Source organism: Peribacillus sp. FSL E2-0159, from assembly GCF_038643155.1.
GTDB lineage: Bacteria > Bacillota > Bacilli > Bacillales > DSM-1321 > Peribacillus > Peribacillus simplex.
This window is the reverse complement of record NZ_CP152053.1, coordinates 2746376-2764512: the sequence shown is the minus strand read 5'-3', so window position 1 is coordinate 2764512 and position 18137 is coordinate 2746376. Positions and strand designations below refer to the sequence as shown.

The 18137-nt window shown below is 35.0% G+C and carries 20 protein-coding genes and 1 other RNA gene; 6 read left to right on the top strand and 15 right to left on the bottom strand.

What is annotated here, in order from left to right:
• Position 1 precedes the first annotated feature (1 nt).
• Entirely contained in the window at positions 2–328 is a 327-nt protein-coding gene (locus tag NYE63_RS13570; protein ID WP_342605545.1) for a YnfA family protein, read from the top strand.
• A gap of 108 nt (positions 329–436) precedes the next feature.
• On the opposite strand, the gene NYE63_RS13565 is transcribed toward NYE63_RS13570, so the two are convergent.
• The 4 genes from NYE63_RS13565 to ssrS all read right to left on the bottom strand — a co-directional run bounded on the left by NYE63_RS13565 (position 437) and on the right by ssrS (position 4371).
• Entirely contained in the window at positions 437–1780 is a 1344-nt protein-coding gene (locus NYE63_RS13565) for an aromatic acid/H+ symport family MFS transporter (protein ID WP_342605544.1), read from the bottom strand.
• A gap of 247 nt (positions 1781–2027) precedes the next feature.
• Positions 2028–2216 carry a hypothetical protein gene (locus tag NYE63_RS13560; RefSeq protein WP_252280909.1) on the bottom strand — a complete coding sequence of 63 codons (189 nt, stop codon included), beginning with the start codon at positions 2214–2216 and terminating at the stop codon, positions 2028–2030.
• Between the two features lie 313 nt (positions 2217–2529).
• Positions 2530–3897, bottom strand: coding sequence for an aromatic acid/H+ symport family MFS transporter (locus NYE63_RS13555; RefSeq protein WP_342605543.1), 1368 nt, complete (start codon positions 3895–3897; stop codon positions 2530–2532).
• 286 nt (positions 3898–4183) lie between these two features.
• A non-coding RNA gene (ssrS, locus tag NYE63_RS13550) (6S RNA) lies at positions 4184–4371 on the bottom strand.
• Positions 4372–4740: 369 nt separating this feature from the next.
• Between ssrS and tatA the strand changes: the two genes are divergently transcribed.
• Positions 4741–4947 (top strand): twin-arginine translocase TatA/TatE family subunit, encoded by a 207-nt coding sequence (tatA, locus tag NYE63_RS13545; RefSeq protein WP_192204717.1) that lies wholly within the window; start codon positions 4741–4743, stop codon positions 4945–4947.
• A gap of 335 nt (positions 4948–5282) precedes the next feature.
• On the opposite strand, the gene NYE63_RS13540 is transcribed toward tatA, so the two are convergent.
• Complete coding sequence (locus NYE63_RS13540; protein ID WP_342605758.1) at positions 5283–5822, bottom strand: methyl-accepting chemotaxis protein; 540 nt, start codon at positions 5820–5822, stop codon at positions 5283–5285.
• A 337-nt stretch (positions 5823–6159) separates the two neighbouring features.
• Here NYE63_RS13540 and NYE63_RS13535 point away from each other — a divergent pair, with 337 nt between their 5' ends.
• On the top strand, positions 6160–7221 hold the full coding sequence (locus NYE63_RS13535; RefSeq protein ID WP_342605542.1) for a DUF3900 domain-containing protein: 1062 nt from the start codon (positions 6160–6162) through the stop codon (positions 7219–7221).
• A 283-nt stretch (positions 7222–7504) separates the two neighbouring features.
• On the opposite strand, the gene NYE63_RS13530 is transcribed toward NYE63_RS13535, so the two are convergent.
• On the bottom strand, positions 7505–7765 hold the full coding sequence (locus NYE63_RS13530) for a hypothetical protein (RefSeq protein ID WP_342605541.1): 261 nt from the start codon (positions 7763–7765) through the stop codon (positions 7505–7507).
• A 198-nt stretch (positions 7766–7963) separates the two neighbouring features.
• On the opposite strand from NYE63_RS13530, the gene NYE63_RS13525 reads away from it, so the two are divergent.
• Positions 7964–8197 (top strand): helix-turn-helix transcriptional regulator, encoded by a 234-nt coding sequence (locus NYE63_RS13525; RefSeq protein WP_061463132.1) that lies wholly within the window; start codon positions 7964–7966, stop codon positions 8195–8197.
• Positions 8198–8323: 126 nt separating this feature from the next.
• Here the strand turns inward: NYE63_RS13525 and NYE63_RS13520 are convergent, their stop codons facing one another.
• Together NYE63_RS13520 and NYE63_RS13515 are read right to left on the bottom strand one after the other, a co-directional pair.
• Complete coding sequence (locus NYE63_RS13520) at positions 8324–8527, bottom strand: hypothetical protein (RefSeq protein ID WP_053346496.1); 204 nt, start codon at positions 8525–8527, stop codon at positions 8324–8326.
• A gap of 307 nt (positions 8528–8834) precedes the next feature.
• Complete coding sequence (locus NYE63_RS13515; protein ID WP_342605540.1) at positions 8835–9683, bottom strand: pyridoxamine kinase; 849 nt, start codon at positions 9681–9683, stop codon at positions 8835–8837.
• 209 nt (positions 9684–9892) lie between these two features.
• Between NYE63_RS13515 and NYE63_RS13510 the strand changes: the two genes are divergently transcribed.
• Positions 9893–10432 carry an ECF transporter S component gene (locus tag NYE63_RS13510; RefSeq protein WP_342605539.1) on the top strand — a complete coding sequence of 180 codons (540 nt, stop codon included), beginning with the start codon at positions 9893–9895 and terminating at the stop codon, positions 10430–10432.
• Positions 10433–10853: 421 nt separating this feature from the next.
• Here the strand turns inward: NYE63_RS13510 and NYE63_RS13505 are convergent, their stop codons facing one another.
• The 4 genes from NYE63_RS13505 to NYE63_RS13490 all read right to left on the bottom strand — a co-directional run bounded on the left by NYE63_RS13505 (position 10854) and on the right by NYE63_RS13490 (position 12498).
• Complete coding sequence (locus tag NYE63_RS13505) at positions 10854–11018, bottom strand: hypothetical protein (protein WP_342605538.1); 165 nt, start codon at positions 11016–11018, stop codon at positions 10854–10856.
• A gap of 145 nt (positions 11019–11163) precedes the next feature.
• Positions 11164–11406, bottom strand: a complete 243-nt coding sequence (locus tag NYE63_RS13500; RefSeq protein ID WP_342605537.1) for a BhlA/UviB family holin-like peptide — start codon at positions 11404–11406, stop codon at positions 11164–11166.
• A gap of 146 nt (positions 11407–11552) precedes the next feature.
• Positions 11553–11726: a hypothetical protein gene (locus NYE63_RS13495; protein WP_342605536.1), complete on the bottom strand. Its 174-nt coding sequence runs from the start codon at positions 11724–11726 to the stop codon at positions 11553–11555.
• Positions 11719–12498 carry a hypothetical protein gene (locus NYE63_RS13490; protein ID WP_342605535.1) on the bottom strand — a complete coding sequence of 260 codons (780 nt, stop codon included), beginning with the start codon at positions 12496–12498 and terminating at the stop codon, positions 11719–11721. The genes NYE63_RS13495 and NYE63_RS13490 overlap by 8 nt, the downstream gene beginning before the upstream one ends.
• Before the next feature lie 182 nt (positions 12499–12680).
• Here NYE63_RS13490 and NYE63_RS13485 point away from each other — a divergent pair, with 182 nt between their 5' ends.
• A complete protein-coding gene (locus NYE63_RS13485; protein ID WP_342605534.1) occupies positions 12681–13145 on the top strand; it encodes a hypothetical protein in 465 nt (154 codons plus the stop codon).
• A 210-nt stretch (positions 13146–13355) separates the two neighbouring features.
• Here the strand turns inward: NYE63_RS13485 and NYE63_RS13480 are convergent, their stop codons facing one another.
• The 3 genes from NYE63_RS13480 to NYE63_RS13470 all read right to left on the bottom strand — a co-directional run bounded on the left by NYE63_RS13480 (position 13356) and on the right by NYE63_RS13470 (position 18109).
• The gene (locus NYE63_RS13480; protein ID WP_342605533.1) at positions 13356–13457 is read right to left on the bottom strand and encodes a CD1375 family protein; all 102 of its coding nucleotides are present in this window, start codon (positions 13455–13457) and stop codon (positions 13356–13358) included.
• Positions 13458–13783: 326 nt separating this feature from the next.
• Positions 13784–16714 (bottom strand): Ig-like domain-containing protein, encoded by a 2931-nt coding sequence (locus NYE63_RS13475; RefSeq protein ID WP_342605532.1) that lies wholly within the window; start codon positions 16712–16714, stop codon positions 13784–13786.
• A gap of 519 nt (positions 16715–17233) precedes the next feature.
• On the bottom strand, positions 17234–18109 hold the full coding sequence (locus NYE63_RS13470) for an acyltransferase (protein ID WP_342605531.1): 876 nt from the start codon (positions 18107–18109) through the stop codon (positions 17234–17236).
• Positions 18110–18137 lie beyond the last annotated feature (28 nt).

Sequence of the window (18137 nt, the reverse complement as noted above, 5' to 3'; positions counted from 1 at the left end):
TATGTTAGTTACTACCGTAATATTCCTTATGGCTGGCCTAGCGGAAATTGGTGGCGGCTACCTTATTTGGCTTTGGTTAAGAGAAGGTAAATCCATTTATCTAGGTTTAGCCGGAGGTTTCGGGTTGGTGTTATACGGCATCATTGCAACTTTCCAAACTTTCCCTACCTTTGGACGTGTATATGCTGCGTATGGCGGGGTTTTCATTGTATTATCGGTTTTATGGGGATGGGGCATCGATAAGAAAACCCCTGATTTATATGATTGGATTGGAGCTGTTATATGCTTAGTCGGGGTTTCAGTCATTATATGGGGTCCTAGACATTAAAAAAATAAAAGGGCATAAGGCCCTTTCATTTCTTTTACCAAAATCTCCCCTTGTTGTTTGGACAATCTTCATTTGAACATTTTATACAGTGATTCAGGTAGGGTGTCATTATATCAATTTCTTTTCCTGCCTGTTTGCGGTCATATTGCTGAAATTATCCTGAATGAACCAAATCGCCGCTGCTGCAATGATGCATGGTATGGCAAAAGCTAAAAAATTGACTTGCAATGATAACTTCATATCAAGCAGGACCCCACAGAAAGTAGGAGCGAGTATTCCGCCAATTCTGCCGATTCCTAATGCCCAGCCGACACCTGTAGAACGGATTTCATTCGGATAATACTGGGATACATAGGCATTCGTTACAATTTGTGTACCTGTTGTCGTACCTCCTGCAATGGCAATCAGTATATAAAGCATGATCATGCTTGGCTTGAAGCTCAGCATCGTAAGCGTAATGAATCCAATGACCAAGAAAGTAACCAGAATCCTCTTGGAACCATATCTATCTGCAAGCTTCCCTCCAACGATCGCTCCAAAAACTGCTCCAAGGTTCAATACGACTAAGAATGTCAGGCTTGAACCCAATTCATATCCTGCCCCTCCCATGATTTTTGGAAGCCATGTACTCAAGCCGTACATTACGAACAAACACATGAAAAATGCAATCCAGAACATAAGGGTGCTTAGAGTCCTCCCATTCTTGAATAACTGTTTAACTGGAAACCCTTTCATTTCACTTTTGAGTTGCTCCTGAAGGACATAATTATCATTCGTGGTGTATTGCCCGCATACATTCACTTGATTCAGAACGTTCACCAATTTGCTTTTCTTGTTTTTTGCCATGAAATAATTTATTGACTCGGGCAACAATTTATATAATATGGGCATGAAGACTAAAGGGAGTGCACCAAGCCAAACCACTGCCCGCCAACCAAAGTTCGGAATCAGATACATCGCCCCCATTGAAGCAACAACTCCCCCTAGAGCGTGCCCGCTGAACATGATCGCGACCAAGGTACTTCTAAGTTTTTTAGGAGCATATTCAGTAATGATTGCAATTAGGTTCGGCATGACTCCTCCCAAGCCTAGTCCTGCAAGAAAACGTTGTATTCCAAAAGTAGTTGGATCATCGGCAAAACCTGATGTAAATGTAAATACGGAAAAAATGACGGTACAAATCAAAATGACTTTCTTTCTGCCGAATTTATCGGCCATCGGTCCAAATACCAGCGCTCCTATCATCATTCCAAACAAAGCATAGCTGCTGAATAACCCTGCCTCTACAGCAGTTATCCTCCACTCCGCCATCAAAGATGGCAGGATCGTCCCAAGCATGAACATATCATATCCGTCACAGATGATGATAAAGATACAACATAATAAAATCTGCAAATGAAAGCGGTTAAATTTTTGTTCGTCCATCATTTCAGACACTTGGATTGTGCACATTTCCTTCCCCTCTTTCTGCTTTGCCTTTTAACGTAATCTTAAGGATATCTCTATTTTTTGGGCCGAACTAACATTTAGAAAATGACAACTGATAATGTAGTCACAAAGATTAATTATACATATATAGAACTAAGTTCACTATATATTAACCTAATTTTTAGAATATTGTCAATAATCAATGTCAAATAGCCAAATTAATCAACAAAAAAACCCTCTTATCAAAGAGGGCTTTTAAAAAATATAAGGATTAAGCGTCCAAGGCTTCTTTACGCTTTCTTTTTCTTGATTCTGTTATTAGATCATAACCAAGATAAAGGATGATGGCTCCGCCTAACAATTTAACATATAACGGAATGTCCGCTACAAAGAAATAAATCATAGAGAATAATGTCCCTATAATGCATAACCAAAAAATTACATGTTTTAAAATTTTCAAAGTAATGACTCCTCACAAAAGATGTGATTAATTTCTAGTTCGCTCCACTTCAAGGGAGAATTAATTATCCGTACCATCATTCTAACATTTATTCTTTATATTAAGAGTGACTTGTATTACGAAATTATGAACATTTAAGCAACTTTTCTTAAGAAATAGATCAAGCCGAACAATTTCTAGAGAATCTTTACGCTATTTATTGGCAATTTGCAATTTTCCTCTAGACAAACTACTACTGTAAAAAAGGCCAATAAAAAAATATGCATGAAATGACAGTGAGGTTATCCCTGCACTGCATTTCATGCATTTAATTTTACAAGACATTCATTTTATTGGATTCTACCACCAATTCTTCAGTTGGTTCCGAATTATCATGTTTATAATAAGCTATTTTCGCAGGAACGAATGATAAGGCAACCGCGGCAATGAGACCCGGAATGGCGAAGGCAAGGAAATTCATTTGGATGGGAAACGAGATTGATAATAAGAATCCGCCAAGTATGGGTCCGAGCATACCTCCGATCCTTCCGATTCCAGATGCCATCCCTAATGCCGTCGATCTCATATTTGGTGGGTAGTACTGGGAGACATAGGCTTGTACAAGGTTTTGGGCACCAATGGTGCAGGCTCCTGCAATCGCTACCAATGTGTATATCACAAATGAGCTTCCTCCCATTCCCAATAGCGTCAAACTGACTGCCCCAAGCGCATACATAGGCACAAGCATTTTCTTGGATCCGTAACGATCACAAAGTTTAGCGATTATAAGCGTGCCTACGATAGCGCCCCCTTGAAGAACGATCAAGAAACCTAAGCTTGAATTCAGCGCATACCCTGCCTCGATCATTAACTTTGGTAGCCATGTATTCAATCCATAAACCATCAAAAGGCACATGAAAAAGGCGATCCAGAACATCAGTGTGCTTAGAGCACGGGAATCCTTAAACAATCCAAGAATCGGCATATTCGTATCTGTTTTTTTCACTTCAACAATTTCATCCTTGATGTCGAATTTACTTTCCGGACTTACCTTTGATAATATCCTGATCAATTCTTCTTTTCTGCCAATTCTGATCAGATGCGTCGAAGCCTCTGGTAAACGCTTCATCATGAAGGGTAAAAATAACAGTGGTATTCCTGCAAACCAGAATATTGATTCCCATCCTAGTGAAGGCATAAGCAAGATACCCAGTATCGGGGCAAGCATCCCTCCGAATGAGTAACCGCACAAAACGATTGAAACGACCATGCTCCGCATCGTTTTCGGTGCATAATCCGTCAATAAGGCAATGACGTTCGGCATGATTCCCCCTAGCCCTAAGCCCGCTAGAAATCGGAAAGTCGAAAACATGGAGGGCGTGTTCGCAAATCCACATAACAGCGTAAACAAACTAAATAAAATCAGTGAAATCGCAATTACATTTTTTCTGCCTATCCGATCTGCTAAAGTACCAAAGAAGATGGCCCCGAACATCATTCCAAATAGTCCGTAGCTACCCATAGCCCCCGCTTCCACGGAAGTAAGGTTCCACTCCTCCGTCAATACCGGGACTACCGTTCCGTAAACGACGAGGTCATATCCATCAAAAAGGATAATGATAAAACACCATGCCAGCAATCCAAAATGAAAGCGATTGAACTTACTGTTGCTAATTACCTCAGTCGTATTAATTTTAGCCATAAAATTTTCTCCTCTCTAGGTGACTGCAATACTTTCATCAAAATGATAGCGCTTACGTAATCATTCAAAAAACATCGACTCACTATAATTTTATATAAATAGTGAACCGAGTTATCTAATTATTATTATAAATGCTAATTATCTGATATTTCAATAAAAACTTTCATATAATTTTCATAAATATCTTAATATGTTTTCTGATGCTATCGTTATATCCAACGTACCGAACATGCGTAAAAACAACAAAAAACCAGTCCCTGTCGGAACTGGTTTCTAATTATTAAAGTAGTAAGCCGCAATTGCCGTATTCAAGTAAGAAAGTTTTAAACCACCACTCCTCAAAGTGGGTGTTTGCAGAAACAATCCTGTTGTCCAAGTCAGTGACGAGGCATAACATTCCTGTTTCGATGTAAAACTCCCTATTACAGCTTAAAGGTTAAAACTTAATTATCATTACGAACAACGCAGCTTGTATAGTTATAATACCGAAATATCTTCAATCTTGCAAGTTTAATCATTCCCAAGCAACAAAAAAATTTCATGCTACAAATTAAGCAGGTGTAGCCTTGTTAGTTACATGCCCAAACGGCAAAACTAATGGCGACACTCTGGTTTCACTTACCTTCCCCCACTTCATTGATATCTTATTAAGGAATAACATGCTTGGGTAAGTAAATATTTTTAGATAGAATGTGCAAGATAAAATTGTGGGACGGAATTGAAAGTGTTTGTTTTGCATAGATCATCGGATGCTGAACTCTATAATATATCCTAAATATCATTTGCAAATACATGGAAGGAGTCTATAATATTAACTAACAGATTTGATTGGAGTGACTAGTTATGCTTTCAAACATTGGTTTTCCCGGTTTAATTTTAATCCTTCTTTTAGCTTTAATTGTTTTTGGACCGAACAAGCTACCTCAAATCGGACGGGCAGTCGGCACCTCGCTTAGGGAGTTTAAGGATGCAACCAAGGGAATAACAGAAGAAATACAAGAGGAATTCAAAGAGGACGTACAAGCTGCAAAAAAAGAATCAATAAAATGAAAAAGACGCCTGCACGCAGCAGGCGTCTTTGATGCGTTTGTGGCGCAGAACCGTCAGGCCACATCCCGACGTTTAGCTAAAAGCATGTTCTTCGACTTACACAAATTAGCTCATCGCTTTATTAATATAACATTAAACTTATATTATATCAAGTGATTTATTGAGCAGCCTGTTAACGGCATCCCTTGGCATTGATTTTAATCCTTATTATTTTATAGTTTGTTCTTATTCTATAAACTGCTTTTGAGCTTTTATTAAATATTCTATCGAGTTGTTTATTAAAATACAATTGATCCCCAATAAGGTGTTATTTCAAATAAAACTGTTTAATCTCATTACAAGTTCATTGTCAATTGAGTCAGTTGATCCGAAGAAACGGCCACTTGATTGAACCCTTCATTTATTTCATCGAATATATCATTCAGCTCTGTCATTTCCTTGGTGATCTTAATATTCTGCTCTTTAACAGAAAGCATGGACTTTGCTATATCAGTAAAAAATATGCCAGTTTCTGTTCCTTGTTTAGTGCCTTTAATAATTTCCCCGCTAACCATGGAAATTGATGTGTTCATGACATTGGTAAAATGAGCAATTCCATTAACCAGTTTCACTACTTCCGAAACTGATTGCTTGGTATTTTCAGAAAGCTTCCTTACCTCACCAGCTACAACCGCAAATCCTTTACCATTTTCACCAGCTCTTGCCGCTTCAATCGCTGCGTTCAACGCCAATAAATTCGTTTGCTCTGCAATTGAAGTGATTATCGTGACCATTCGTTCAATTTCCTTTGAAGTATTGGATAGCTGTTCCATATCTTTTGAGATGATCGTCATTTGCTCCTGTGTTTCCGTATTAACCTTTTTATCGTCAACGATTTATTATTGTAAAATTCTATTTTTAGAATATTCTTTGAAAAAAAAGGCTTATTATTCAACAGAACACTCCATTATTAACAATAAATGATTAACAATTCATTATTCTATTATCATAAAGTGATGTTCCATTAAATTGTTCTTGTAAAAGTTCTAATATTTTTAATTCTATAGGAACTCATTATTATTTTTCTCTATGTATTATTATGGAATAATACACCAAAATTATTCTGATCATTCTTGCACCAATAGTTTGACGGAATCAATGTACATCACTATACTTATTAAGTCTTAAAAAAAGTACGGGAATTATGCTTAATAATTGAAGAAGGTGACATTCATGGATTTTACAATTACCTATCTGTCTTTTTATCTAATCCAAGTCGAAGGAAAAGGCGATCAGGCTGATAAGCGTTTTAAACATTTCCAAACTCTCGATACCCAAGAATACGAGGAAAGTCCTCTAAAGGACTTTTTGGATGGGGAATTGATGAAGATTTCCAAACGAAAAGTGGACCGTCATCCAAAAACTGAACAAATACCGACGAAAATCGGTTCTTTTATTGTCGAAGAAGGACATGCACTTGATTCCAACCCTAATTACAATGTATTTAACCGTGTTCGATATGCTAAAACGAAAGAAGAATTCCAAGAGGAAAATGAACAATTCACGCGTTCCTATATTGATACAAGTGCCGTACGTGGCGGTGTCTTCATTATCGCATCGGCTAAATTATCGAAATATCTTGATGAACCATTCGTTTTCTTATTAAAATGTGATTTCGAGCCGAAAGTTGCTTCCATTTCAGATGAACGGACCTTGATCAGGCACGTTGAAATGGCAATCACCACTAAAAATATGAAATCCATTCAATATCCATACATGCCCGAAGAAGGTATGGTCGAAGAAGGCGAACTGAAAATTCACCAGGCCTCACATGCCCGTTACTTTGAGGACTTTTTGAAATTCGTTGAATATGGCGAATCGATGCCTGAAATCATGAAAAACCAGGTCATCCACATGGTCCATGAACATGTATCCGCTCAATTCGAAGAAAACAGTGACGAACTGCACAAATTCGAACAGGACCTGGAAATCTGGGAAACGAGTGAAAAGCGTGAAATTCAAGAACGCCTTGAAACCCATCAGGTCGTCGAAGCCACAGCCCAGATTGTCGAACATACACCTGAAGCCGAACTGCGAATGAAGCTTGGGAGTACATCCATCAAAGGACTGCTAGCCGATTTTGGCGATAGCATCCATTTAGGGAAGATTAATGGGAAGTATGTATTAATGATAGAATCCGATACAATAGAGTTCGATAAAGGCGTTTCACCGATTGAGTTTCATAGGCCGGATGATTTGATGGAGATTGTGGAGCGGATTAGTAGGAAGGTTTAAGAAAGGTTTTGTGAGCAAAAATGTGAGCAGTATGTGATCAATTTTAGACCCTTAAAATACTATTAATACTCTTAAATTTAACTCCTAACTTCTATTTTCAATTAAGAAGTTATATATATTTTTTTGAAATGCATGCTTATCAAGAGCCTAAGTAAATACTGCTACTTAGGCTCTTTTCTTTTAGAACTTGTTTTCATACAACTTCATGTTCAGGTATTCCAAAGTTATAAATTTCCCCTTCCCTGCTACTTTTAGGCAGATCCTCTTGCATTTTCTCATAAGATTAGTTGATCACCCGGTACTCACAAACATAATTAATTGGAGAGCCTACAGGAAATTGTTCTTCGTGCCATTGTGCAACGCCCTCTGATGTTTCTATGTTGTATGTAAATACTTCGCCTGTACCTGCTACATAGTCGTGTAGGTCATCAATTGAAGCTAATTTGTATTGGAATCCTGCTTGCATTTCTTCTTCAAATACGATCCATTGCTCTTGGTTGTCAGTTACGAATACCTTTTTAACTTCAATTGTTTGAGTTGTCATAATATTTATCCCCTTTTGCCTTTCGGCTGTTTTTTTGTTTGGATTTTTTCGTTGTCCGTCTTGCTGATAAGTTAACTATACTATATAGTATATATTATATCAACAATAAATTACAATTTTTCCAAATTATCTTTTTATATTCTAGACGATATAGGATATAGTATAATTATATAAGTAAATAAAAGGGGTTGTATGAGAATGAAAACTACAGTAAAGGTCACTCCAAGATTAGGTAAAGTATTGAAGGAAAGAGGAATGACACAAGTTAAATTGAGTGAACTTACAGGAATCCCTCAAGGAAACATTTCAAGGTTTGATAAATTAGAAAGTCATAAGGATACTCATACAGTTTTAATATCCAGAGCATTAGATATATCTATAGAAGATTTATTTGAAATTGAATTAGTTCAAACTGAAGAAAACCACCAATAGCAATTACTGGTGGTCTTTTGTATAAACAGGAAATTTATTATAAAAGATATTATTATCACTAGCTTTTCTTTCTTTATTAATTCCCCTTAACTGAGCTGAGGTATATTGTATATTCCTTAGCTTTTTTCATTCCTCTTCAAGCCAAGGTTTATCGTTAAGTTTACCCTTTTTTAATAGTTCATAATATAGGTGAGTGAATGCTTTAGCCATTAATTCCATATTAGGCTCATTAGCATAAGTAATTTTACAAGGCGGTCTATCTTCTTTATTTGTTTTTGCACTCCAGGGAATTTTTGCGTTTTTTAATTCTAAGCAACCTAATTGACGCATTTTCTTTATAATTTCTGATCTATCCTTATCAGGAAATAGAGCTTCTAATTCCTCGATTGTAGATAATATTGTTTTTTCTTCAAGTAATTTTTCTTAATCTTTGTAAAGGTCTATGGAAGTTAAATATTTTCAAACTTTAACGAACATAAATACTGGCTGTTGTGGGGTAAATAGAAAGTTTCCTTATTATTTAAGTGATTTTTTACAATATTCGGCAAAATATAAGTACTATTTGATTTATACAAAAAGCTCGGTTAGTCAAAAAGCCGAGCTTTTGTTACTCTATTTTTTCCATTTTTTAAAGCATTCATAATAACATTCGTAAATATTTTTCGAAGTTAACTCCTTCTACTTTAGGAATTTGCTCTAAGGAGGAATCATTGATAGCCTCTGTCAGGAATGCCACTGCGAGCTGTACGGATTTTTCTAGGTTCTCTCCACGCATCATGCTTCCCATAATCACAGATGCAAATAAATCACCAGTACCTGAATAGCTTTCACCGTTATACTGCGTCGCACTATAAAAGGTTCTACTTCCGTCCAAATGCATATTTCCGATAAACTGCTTCTCTGAATCTGCTGACGGTGGATTCATTCCAGTGATGATAACCTGAGCTCCCGTTTCTTGCTGCAACATATTCCCTGCTTCTTCTATCGCTTTAATATAGTCCTCTTCGTTTGAATAGCTATGCAGCTTTTCATAAGACAATCCGGTTAATAAACAGCACTCTGTAACATTTGGTGTAATGACATCTGCACGCTTCACCAGTTCTCTCATAAGTACCAGTAATTCATCGGTAAAAAGTTTATAGACTTCTCCTATATCCCCCATTACTGGATCAACAAGTAAAATGGTTTCTTTTGTATAAAATTTATCTAAAAAATGGAAAATATTATTAATTTGCTCTTCACCAGTAACGAAGCCGGTATAGATTCCATCAAAGGTTACATTAAGCTTGCTCCATTCTTCTATGAAGTATTTCATTTTGGATGTAAAATCTTCACAAAAAAAACTTGGATATCCGGTTTGCGCAGTCAATATGGCCGTTGGTAAAGGGCATGCCTGCACGCCCATGACCGAAAGAACCGGAATTGCAGCTGTTAATGAACATTTTCCAAAAGATGATAAATCCTGTAGTACAGCAACTTTTTTCATAATAACCTCCATATGGCCTATCCACTTTAAACTTTATTTATCTTATCATAAATCAGCTTAAAACAGTCATCTCCTCTCTCTTTTCAATACGTATAATATCTGTATTTTTTATCAACTGACCTCATAGTTTTTTAATAAATTGACACTTTTATAGACACCAGTCTTTTGCTAAAATCATAGGAAAATTCTAGTTAGGAAGGTTTACAGATATGCAAAATACACAAAGTTATTCAAGGTCAAGTCAAAAAACTATGGATTTAATTATTACCGCAATGTTGATTGCACTTGTGTTCCTATCTACTTTCTTTTTGAATATTAAACTGCCAATTGCCGCAAATGGAGGGTTAGTTCATCTAGGAACAGCTATGCTTTTTATTGCATCTATTTTATTTGGTCCTAAAAAAGCAGCTCTTGCTGGTGCGATAGGAATGGGGTTATTTGATATAGTTGGAGGGTGGACATTGTGGGCACCTATCACCATTGTGGCGCGTGGTTTGCAAGGATATATAGTTGGTAAAATCGCTTGGTCAAAGGGTCGCAACGGTACTAGCATTGCTTTCAATGTAATAGCAACAATCTTTTCCATTCCATTTATGATAGCTGTTTATTATATTGGTGAAGGGATTCTATACGGTAATTGGATTGCACCTTTAGCTTCGATACCTGGAGATCTCGTTCAAAATATATTAGGAATTATCGTTGCCGTTCCAGTTTGTGTGGCTTTGAAAAAGGTTCCTTATTTTAAGTAAATTCGCTATAAAGGTAAACGTCAAGTAGCCCCCAAATACTACATGGATGGTGTATTTGGGGGCTATGTTTTGTTTGCTTCCCTATTTATCGGTACTCTGCATGCAGAGGGTAAACTAGATGACCACGACAAGACTTTATCTATTTCTTTTTTTCATTCTTAAGTCTTTTAACGTGAGCTCTCATTTAATCTAATTCCTTTTGTTTCCCTTCTTCATCATTTGCCAATGCAGAAAATTAAGCTATCGTGCCTAATTTGTCGAATTCTACATCTCCAGATCCACCTTTAGTAAAACTAAAGTATAGTTCCGTAAACGCCTTAGCCATTAATTCGTAGTTAGGTTCATTTACAAAATAGCCATTTCCTCGCAGTTCTTTTCTTGGTTTACTCTTTTTCACATTAGAATAGTCCTTTCAATTAAACTATTTATTCTTTTCCTTATACAAAAACAGTCTACTTTCTTCTTTGGCTATACACTCGAGAAGCTTCTTTCTAAAATATTCATTAATATCGATATTCTCCGTTGAAATAACTTCTACATCGGTCATATCCACATCATTAAGATTTATTTTTGACTTTTTATCCAATCAATTATCACTCTCCTGTCCTACATAATAATCTCCAAACAAAATAACTTATATTCACATTTCACTAAATTTTCTATGAAAATAGTAACAAGTAAAATTATATAAAATAAAAAACACCACTCATAATAGACTGGTGTTTCTGGCCTTATGTAAAAGTTGTTTCCCTTAGCTTTTCACTAACAATGATTTGTTTAATTTCATTTACATCCTGAGCTAATGTTGAGAATGCTTGAGCTTGTGTTTCAATTACGTCTTGATTCTTTTCAATTACAGCTTGATAATTCGCTTCCCGTTCTTTATTGGTTTTCATAGTTGTCCATAGTAACCATACGAATAAGACTGCGTATCCACCCTGTTTTAAAAATAAATTAAATATTTCTGTTTCCAATGTCTATCACCCCTTTCATTGCATAAAAAAAGCCGCCCTTAAAGGACGACTCTGTGTTTATTGAAGTAAATATTTTTTATGTTGATCTCATTTTCGTACTTCTGTAATTTTAAAGGTTCTTTTTATGTACCTATGATTAAATTCATTCAAAATAGTATACGCAGTTGAGGTAAATCTTTAGCCTTCATGTCTACTTTACGAACATCACTCTTTACAGCATCGGTTAACGGGCTTAATTTATTTTCATCAAGAGCTTCAATTAACGAAAATAAAATTTCTCTATATTGGCAAGTAATAGACACCAACTCGTTATTATTCATTTTTCTTCCCCTCTCCTGAGAAATATTCAAAAAAACTTCTTCCTAATTTACTAGAAGTGATGGTTTCTCTATCCTTCGGTTTAAAACTTGCAAAGTTGTTCGGTAGTTTTTTAGGCTTTCCTTTCTGTAAAGACATTGTATAGTCAGTAATGTCATTCACTTTCTTAACAATCTTTTGGAAATCATCATCATAGGAGCTTTTTAACAAGCCTAGTCTAAGTAATTTTTCTTTGATCATTACATACTGGTCGTGGCTTATACCTAATTCTATTAAATAATCATTGAAATTCTCAACATTGTGAATGAATCCGTTAACTCTGTCAAACAATATTCTAATGTCAATGAATCTTAAATTTTTAAGTATATCTAAAAAGATTATTGTCTGATCTATCTGTAAATTCTCGCTCCCTGTTAATGAAACAAAACCATTTGCGATATATTTTATTTTCTCTTCTTCCTGTTCATCAATTACATAGTCACATACTAATCCAGCAAAAAAATCTCTTACAAGCTGCTGATCATCATAACATAGCTTTCCAAACTGTTCTTCAATTAGGTTAACCCTTTCCTGAAGCTCTGTTATAAACCTCAATAAATTTTTTTCCATTCTTTTTTGTTTATAACTAAAAACCACACTGGTGGCACCTGGAACGACAGCCCCTAATGCACCTTCTAGGAATATCTCAGATATTGTTGATGCACTGCCCTCGGTACTAACATCTATAATTTCCTTTGCTTTTTCTTTAAAGGATTTCTTTTCGTTCTGTTTCATTAGCAAATCTCCTCCGTTTTTAATAATTATAACAGGGAGATTTGCTGAAATATAACATTCTTTATACTGTATTTAATAGTTAGATTGGTAATCCATTACCACACAGTTTGTTCCGACTATTTGTTCGCTTAACAGGAATTACTTATCACTTTGTCGAAACAAGGAATAAAGGAGATGAATTTATGAATAAAAAATTTATATTGAGTTCGTATCTGGATCGACTTAATGAAATAAGAGACCCCTTAGCTCAAGTAATTACAATCCACTTATTTTCCGAATACTGGTTAGATCGAATACTGATTTCAATATGCACAAACCCAAATTCTTTACCTAACCAGATAAACTACAAACAGAAATTAGATATTGTTCATAGTTTAGTTCAATTACCAGATGGATTACATAAGAACCTTTCTAAACTCAACAGGCTTAGAAATCAATGTGCTCATAATTTAGAATTAAATTTTTCTAATGCCGATTATAATTATGATTTATCAATTATGTTAGAAATTGATCCGAATTTTAGTACTGACATTATTAAATGCGAATTAAACGATCGGTTAAATTGGATAGGTGTTTCAACCTTTTCATGGCTTAATACTTTCGCTATTAAAGATCTAAATTTGAATCCGGAAATAAAAGAAATATGATGTTGGAGTGTGAAGTTCTCACACTCTTTTTTGGGTTTTAGTTTACTTGTGTTACCATTGATTCCACATCACCTGCAGTCACCGATCTATCCGGTGAAAACGTAGGTGGAAAATTAACATTTACGTCAGTCATTTTTTCACTCCTCATTATTGACAAAATAAAAAAGCCTCCATAATGGATGACTTAAAATACCTGTCACTAAACTATTTTTACGCATTCAACATTTCCTGAACATCTGAACGCCATTGCAACGGGACATTTTCAATCTTCCGTAATCCAAGTTTGATTAAGTCATAGTATACTTTTGCCAAGATCAAACACCTCCATTTATATTTTCAGCTAATTCCGCCACCGCTAACATCATATTAATTTTTTCGATTTCCATTTTTTCAGCCATTTATTATGCACGGTAAAACCATGATAATAAAGCCAATAATCTAACTAATTGCACGGTGCATATTTTTAACTAGAGTAGTGGATACCACACTTCTAAATAGCGTAGTTAAAACCTTTTTTTATCCATCCTGGCTATCTAGTTATATAAATAGGTAAAAAAACGGTAATACTTGGTTCAGTATTACCGCAAAATCTATAATCAGATAGCTTAATAGCAAATTTATCTAATTTTTTCTTGATACTAACTCACCTTTACCGTTTTCCTCTTACTCTTATTGCCTGATTTGTCTTGAGCGTATACCATTAATGACGAACCCTTCTTTTGTGCCTTAATTTTCACTTTAAAGTTTCCTCGACTATCCACGATTCCTTGCCCGATCTTCTTACTTCCATTGTAAATATAAATAGATGCACCCTTTTCACCTTTGCCAGTTACTGTTACTGTCTTACTTGTAATTTTATTAACTGTTGGTACAGATGGAGCAGTTTTGTCTTTAACTTTAACTTTTTTACTTCCACTCTTATTACCTGAAGTATCTTTAGCATAAACAACGATGGTTGTACCTGCTTTTTGTTTTGCAATCTTAATCGTATATTGACCATTTTTTGCAGTTGTTTCTCCAATTTTCTTGCTTCCTACCATCGCATATATCTTTGCATTTGATTCAGCTTTACCAGTAATAACAGTAGCATTATCATATACAGTATTAACTGTTGGTACAGATGGGGCTGTCTTGTCTATTACCTTAACTGTTTTACTTCCACTCTTATTTCCTGAAGTATCTTTAGCGTAAACAACGATGGTTGTACCTGCTTTTTGTTTTGCAATCTTAATCGTATATTGACCATTTTTTGCAGTTGTTTCTCCAATTTTCTTGCTTCCTACCATCGCATATATCTTTGCATTTGATTCAGCTTTACCAGTAATAACAGTAGCATTATCATATACAGTATTAACTGTTGGTACGGATGGAGCTGTCTTGTCTATTACCTTAACTGTTTTACTTCCACTCTTATTTCCTGAAGTATCTTTAGCATAAACAACGATGGTTGTACCTGCTTTTTGTTTTGCAATCTTAATCGTATATTGACCATTTTTTGCAGTTGTTTCTCCAATTTTCTTGCTTCCTACCATCGCATATATCTTTGCATTTGATTCAGCTTTACCAGTAATAACAGTAGCATTATCATATACAGCATTGACTGTTGGTATGGATGGTGCTGTTACATCTTTTATCACCACAGTACAGCTTGCGGTCTTAATTCCATCCTCAGTGGTTACTGTTATGGTAGCTGTACCTTCTTTTTTTGCGATTATTTTACCTGTGTCATCAATAGTTGCGATATCTGAATGATTACTTTCCCATTTAACCCTTTGATTTGTTGCATTAGAAGGCAAAACACTAGCAGTCAAATAAAATTCTTCTCCAATTTTTAATTCAAGATCCATTTTTGAAAGAGTAACTCCTGTAACTAAAACTGGTTTTGTCTCTATTTTTAAAAGTGACCCACCGATAACGCCATAAAGCTGATTATTAACCCAGTAATTGTTCAAACCTATTGTATATAATTTTATTGGTTGACTACCGTCATTCTTGATAAGGTAGTATCCATTAATAAACCTTGCTATGACATCACCATTAGCATTTAGAGATTCAATTGATGTATCCGATCCTAAATAACTGATTTGATTAGAAATACCATCTTTCCAAATAAAAATTTGCTTTGTTCCATTTATATAATTGGTATACGCCACATAGCCATTGTTAATGGTATAATCTCTTCCAGGTGAGAAATCATTTGATGATGTAGCAATCGTCTCATCTTTTCCATTAACATTCAAAATTAAGAAATGTTTATTCTCATTATATCGATGTCTTTCATATACAGTTAAGCTTCCATCCGACACTGGATATACATTAAAATAACTTCCATCCGAAGAAAGCCTACTTGTATTTCCATTGGAATATTTATAAATATTGTAATTAAATATTGTATCCCCCGACCCATTCCATCCAGAATCTGACCAATAGATCACATCACCATTAGATGTTACATTATTCATCCAATTTCCTGCTTCGTTAGATACAAGTGTGATATTATCACTCTCTAGATTCTTTAAATATAATTCGGTTCCAGAAGCAATACCAGGTGTTGAAAGAGGTTTTAAATCACCATTCCAAATGACGTATTGACCATTAACCTTTAAAGAGCTATTTGAGTTTAATCTCCCTAAATAAGTAAGAGTACCATTTTTATATTCAAATAAACTATTGGAGATATAATATGGATCAACATTTTGTACAACAAGCATCACACCTAAAGGAGTTAAATAACCATAATCCACTTTATTTTTCGCATGAGAAAAAACTAATGTATCGTTTGTTGTGTGTAAATCTTTTATTCTTATATCATTATTAGTTCGATATAATATTTTATTATCCTTATAATCTAATATTTCCCCATCAATTCGATCTTTTGGGCTTAAGAGTGGGCTATTATCAACATAAATTTCCCTAGTTGTAGTAAATGTACCCCCAGATTCATTTGAAACTACAAAATTCATATAGATTTCTCTTCCATTATATTTACTAATATCAACAGTCTCATCGATTCTATTTACTCTCTCCAGCAATTTCGTCCCATAACCTTCATCATTAGAAGAGACATATACCCCTATTGTAGAGGTTTCACCAGCTAAATCAGAAGCCTCTGCAGTGATCCGTAATTCTCCATTTGCAAAATCAAAAGATTTAGGAGAATTAATATTCAAACCTGGTGGCTGCGTATACTTAAATGTCGTTTGTTTCGCTACAGAATTCCCATAAACATCATAGACAGTGACTTCAAGTGTTTTTATTCCTCTTGATAAACCATTCAAATTTAATATACCAACCCAGCCTGGAAGATGTTCACCATAAGCATTGTTATCATATGTTAGAAGGATTTCCTTTCCCTCAACCTTTGCCTTAACTTCACTTACTTGGTAGGTGGAGTTGGGTTTAGAAATAATAACTTTTAATTCATCATTTTTCGTAGTATTTGACGTAGGGGAAATAATACTAAAAGAAATATTTGGCTTTGTACTTTCTGCCTTAACCACTGGATTTATACTGAATCCTGATATGATGCAAATAAAAACAATTATTACCCATTTTAGCAACCACTTCATAATTTCGCCCCCTTCTAAAATATCAGTTAAATTTTACCATAATAATAGGAGAATTGTATTATATTTTCAAAATATTATAGTTATTCCATTTTTACAATGTATTATTATTATATTTATGAACGTTGTACCGGGAAAAATTTTATATTTAGGTCATAGCAAGGGTTTCCTTAAATTAAGTAACTTAAAATATTAAATCAAAAAAGACAGCGGGCTAATCTTTGCTTACTGTCTTTTCGTTTATAACTAAACGATAAGTTATTCAGTTGTTCCTTCTTCAACGTTGTTCCCATTGCTAATTCTTCTTTGTAGAAAAGGAACAACCCTAAAAAAGACAATAAGAAACTACACCCTTTGAAATGAATTTTAAAAAATCTTGTAATTATTCCTGTATCCATCATTCTTAGCTACCATTTGGGATTTTCATTAATCTTTTCTTCGATTTTTTTGACATACTCTGGTGGCTTTAAAAGAAAGTCGCACCGTTTATAAAAAAGAATAACGAAAGCATTCATTCATTTACTACTTACTTCCTTTGCGAAACGCTCGATCGAGAAATGTTTTCTTTTTCTCAGGAGGACCAGGAAGAAAGAAACGATTCTTATTTGTTACATCAAGATAAGGCGTTAATATGTCAGTCTTTTCATCTACAGAAGTTGCGGTATTTAGCTGTTCTTCAATTTTTGCAAAATGTTTTGCTATTGAGCCTTTTAGCGTATAGACAAAACGCCCATCTGGGAATTTTTGTGATTCTGCTGTTTCTTTTTCAGTATATTCATGGACAGACGGACGTGCCCAAAAAACATTTTTCCGTACCACACTTGCAGGACTTCCTGCAGCTGATACATTTGATGGGAGCGATTTTGTCACGAGTGACTTTGCACCTAAAATTGAACCTGTACCAACTTCTACTCCTTTTAGAATCATGACGTCCTGCCCAATCCAAATGTGGTCACCTAAGTACACACTCTTTGTTGAGTTAATACGTTTTCGAGTTTTTCCATCGTATATCAAATGTGGATCTGCCAAACGAACGACTACACCACTTGAAAACATATTATCATCACCGATGAATAGATTCTTTTGCTCAGAGAGAATAAATCTCGCTGCTCCATTAAATGAATAGTTGCGACCTAGGAAAAATGTATTGTCATTCCAAACATTGACACTCATCGTTGCATTGCGATTGGATTTCCCAATGATTATGAGCGAGTTGTTGCCATTAAAATTCAGCGTTGCATTTTTAATTTCGGATCCACGTTCAATAATTAACCGATTTCCTTCACCAAAAAATTTGATTTTACTATTCACAAACGAAATCTCATCTTCGGTATTTCCTATAAAGAGTATTTCATTATCAGTTTCCAGTTTATGCAATATATTAGAGATGGTTTCCATGACTTTCATACCTACTTTCAAAGTGTTG